This is a genomic window from Phormidium pseudopriestleyi FRX01 (assembly GCF_017313335.1).
Classification (GTDB): domain Bacteria; phylum Cyanobacteriota; class Cyanobacteriia; order Cyanobacteriales; family Laspinemataceae; genus Laspinema; species Laspinema pseudopriestleyi.
Genome location: NZ_JAFLQW010000308.1, coordinates 1 through 3,473, shown reverse-complemented (window position 1 = coordinate 3,473; position 3,473 = coordinate 1). Strand labels below are relative to the sequence as shown.

At 48.8% G+C, this 3,473-nt stretch carries 3 protein-coding genes; 1 reads left to right on the top strand and 2 read right to left on the bottom strand.

Annotated features, from left to right (window positions below; translation table 11 throughout):
- On the bottom strand, positions 1 to 2,005 hold a 2,005-nt coding region (locus tag J0895_RS11490; protein ID WP_207088228.1), incomplete at its 3' end, for an AAA family ATPase.
- A 171-nt stretch (positions 2,006 to 2,176) separates the two neighbouring features.
- On the opposite strand from J0895_RS11490, the gene J0895_RS11485 reads away from it, so the two are divergent.
- Entirely contained in the window at positions 2,177 to 2,413 is a 237-nt protein-coding gene (locus J0895_RS11485; protein WP_207088227.1) for a hypothetical protein, read from the top strand.
- Positions 2,414 to 2,444: 31 nt separating this feature from the next.
- On the opposite strand, the gene J0895_RS11480 is transcribed toward J0895_RS11485, so the two are convergent.
- Entirely contained in the window at positions 2,445 to 3,179 is a 735-nt protein-coding gene (locus J0895_RS11480) for a Uma2 family endonuclease (protein ID WP_207088226.1), read from the bottom strand.
- Positions 3,180 to 3,473: the final 294 nt, after the last annotated feature.

The following is a 3,473-nucleotide window of genomic DNA, read 5'->3' as shown; positions in this document are numbered from 1 at the left end:
GTCCCCAAACTCCAGCAATCAAACTTTGATTATTTTGTTCTTGTGCGATCGCTAAAGCATTCCGATAATATTGTTCTGCCTCATCCCACTTCCCCGAATCCCGATATCTCGAACCGATTCGCTGTAGATAATAAGGACGAGTATCCTCATCAACATGAAGTAAGATTTGCTCATACAATTCTTTTAACAGGTTCCAGTATCCCCAGGGTTCCAGATATTTCTCTATCGTTCCCATCAATAAACTAGACGCCTCGTCATAATTTCCCAACTTAAACGCAAAATACTGGGCCTCCAAAACTGGGCGCAAATCTTCTAATGTTTTGGGATTCTCTACCGTCTTCCCGGTGCAGTAGAACTTATAAACCCGTTCCATCAGTTGCGGCAATTCGGCTTGATATTGCATTTGCAAGTATTCGACAATCAAGCGATGGAGGTCATAATACCACTCGCACTGCTCCTTATCATAGCGACGCTGTACCAAGGAACTATTCACCAAACGCATGACAATTGCTGCGGTTTCTTGGAGTTCCGCTTTCGTCAATTCTGCTGGTTCTTCTAAAACTGCTGCCCTCTCAAACCGCTTGTTTTTCTCTCTGTCATCGGTGTATAGGCGCAAAAAGGTCAATCCCTGGATATCGATGCCGACTCGCAAGACACACATTCGCCGCAACAAGTCTATCCCTGCCTGACTTTGCCGCCCGAGTTGCGCTTGCAGAATCGGTTCTGCCTCTTCCGTCACCAGTTCGGGATGTTTCCGCAGATACCCTGGACTGTCGGCCCCGATCGCCGCCAATTGCGTCAAAATAAAAGCATTCCCTTTGACTCGTTCCGCAATCCAGCGCCAATCTTCCTCACTATCTTCTGATCCGCGCTGACGCAAGATTTCCACCCCATCAGCATCCTCAACTCCGGACAAGGTGAGAACTTCCACTAATTTTGGGTCGGGTTTCGGGGTCCGGGCGCGAGGATCCGTCAAATCAACGGGGAATTCCCGACTGGTGAGAATCAGGGTTGAGCAATGATTGCCGTAAGCAAAGGCATGAAGCAACTGGCCCCATTCAGGAGACAGCGCTTTACCACCGCAGTCGGGATGGTGGGAAGGGTGTAAAATATCCTCTAGGTTATCCAGCACAACCACGCTGCGCTGTTTTGTCAACCCTTCCAGAATTTTGGTGATTTTTTCTGGGGCAGTTTTCAGGGGTTGCAGGATTTCCATGTCTAATCCCCGCAGGAGAAACTCTGCCACGGCATCAAAACTGGTCCCTTGGTAGGTTTTTAAATATAATGCTTTCTGGTAGGGACAGGTTTCGGTGAGGGTAGGCGGTTGCACCTGCACTCCCAAGGTTTCCAGGAGTTTCACCGCTAAACTGGTTTTGCCGATGCCCCCTTGTCCGATAATCGTGAGGACTTTCGGAGGAGTTTTGGGGGCGAGTAATTTGGTTGTCAACTCCTGTAATAGAGCATCGCGCCCCACCCAGACAGGGATTTCAGCGATGGTTTCCAGTCCCACGGTTTGGATCCCTTTGCTCCGAGGTGGTGGAGGGGAACTGGTAATTTCAACTTGAAATGAGGGTGCGCCTGCGGTGGGGGACTGTTCCTGTTGTCGGTTATGCCACTGCTGCTGAAACTGTTGCAGGTTCTTGTCTTTATCCTTACTCCAGAGTTTAAGGCTAAAAATCCATCTTGGGGAACCCCGCTTTTTGACCCGGCGATCGCACCAAATTTGTAGAAATTCGCCCAAATAGTGGGTCAAGAATTCCCCGATTTCCTTGCATTGGGCTTTTTTCACCTTCTCTGACACTTTTGCCTTGCCATAAATCAGCACGCGCAAATCTTCCAGGGTGGTTTCTACTGCTAAATTCAGTTCCTCCCCGTCTTCCCATCTGGCATCAAGGTTCACGGTGGTGAGGGTTTCATCTAAGTTGTGGTTGGCACAGTCGAGCAAACGCTCTAGGAGTTGCTGTACCCGAGTTTGCGGTTCTGGACCATAACTGAAGTTAGGCATCGCGAATAGCACCAAAGTCGAGGAAAAGTTTCGGGAAAGTTTCGGGATCCCGATACCGAAACCCGTTACCGAACCTACCCGAATGTTTGTAGTATAGTGCTTTCGGCGCTTCCTTGCCTTCGGGGATACCCGAAATTTTACAACTGCATTATCAAGTTTGAGGATAAGGTGATGCAGATTTCTAAACGCACTTGGTTGATTATCGGTGAAGCAACGGTAACGACGGCGATCGGGTTAATTCATGCGGGTGCAGGAGTTGTTCTCACCTATGGACTGGCATTCTGGCATATTCGCTATGACAAGGCGATGCCGGTGCAGCAGTACCGGATTGAGCAACGGGTTCCCCATCCGGTTGCGATCGCCCAAAAGGTGGATCAGAAAAACCAGGAATCGGACAATGCACAATAGCGGCGATCGCCCTCCAATTTTCATCCCAGCATCAAGCATCAGGAGAGGATTCCGCAGTATCTTCTCCTAATGCTTGCACAAATGCTTGATGTTCTGGGGAACTGATTCCCGCTTGCAAAACACTCAAGACTTGTGGCATATTCCCTTGCAGAAGGTTGGGAATATCCACCCACAATCCGGGGAATACCTGTGAGCGAATTATCCCTTGCTCATCGGGCAGCACTGATACATAATCCCCCTCTTCTAACCGAAACCAATCAATTTTTTCATCAAACACTTGCCATATAATATATTCTTTGACTCCATTGCGGCGATAGGCTCGTTTTTTATCACCGAGGTCAATGGCGGCACTACTGGCGGCAATTTCGGCGACGAGTTCCGGTGCGCCTTGGATATATCCCTGTTCGTCAATAGTGGATTGTCCCCCATTTTCAGGACTGATTAATAAGACGCCATCGGGTTGGGGTTCGTTTTCTAAATCTAGGCGCACGGTGGGTTCAATTCCCATTTCAACTGGAGGGGTGGCAGATTCATATAACCCTAATATGGTGATCAGATATCCATGAGGTTTGGCATGGGACCGAAAGCGTAAAGGCGATGCCATATAAACCACTCCTTCGATGAGTTCAGCTTTTTTGATATCCGGCATGACATGATAGCGGCGCTCGAATTCGGGACGAATTAAGCGATCGCCATTTTCTAACGGGGGTAAGGATTGAGGGGTATTCAACCGAGAGGCGATCGCTTGAGGTTGGATAGAAGTCATCGCAATACTCTCCACAGGTGTAATGGAAACATACCCATTTTATCTTTCTATAGCCACACCCGTTCGGGTATCGAGGCATGGGTGTCGGTTCTGGAAAACGATACATCTATGATAAACCTAATCTCTCTGATTCTGGTTTGGGGTCTGTTTTCACTGAGCATCGATGTCCCTGGGTGGCAGGCAGATGGTCCTTCCAAGAGTAGTTTTTTTACGTTCCTGGGGATTTGCCTCACGAACGGTCCCCTCCCCTTAGCAAGGTCCGGGTTAGGGTGGGGTCCTCCATAGTGATTATTT

Excerpts from the sequence above, each read along its gene's own strand:
- J0895_RS11480 (WP_207088226.1), bottom strand. The coding sequence starts at position 3,179 with ATGACTTCTATCCAACCTCAAGCGATCGCCTCTCGGTTGAATACCCCT.
- J0895_RS11485 (WP_207088227.1), top strand. The coding sequence starts at position 2,177 with ATGCAGATTTCTAAACGCACTTGGTTGATTATCGGTGAAGCAACGGTA.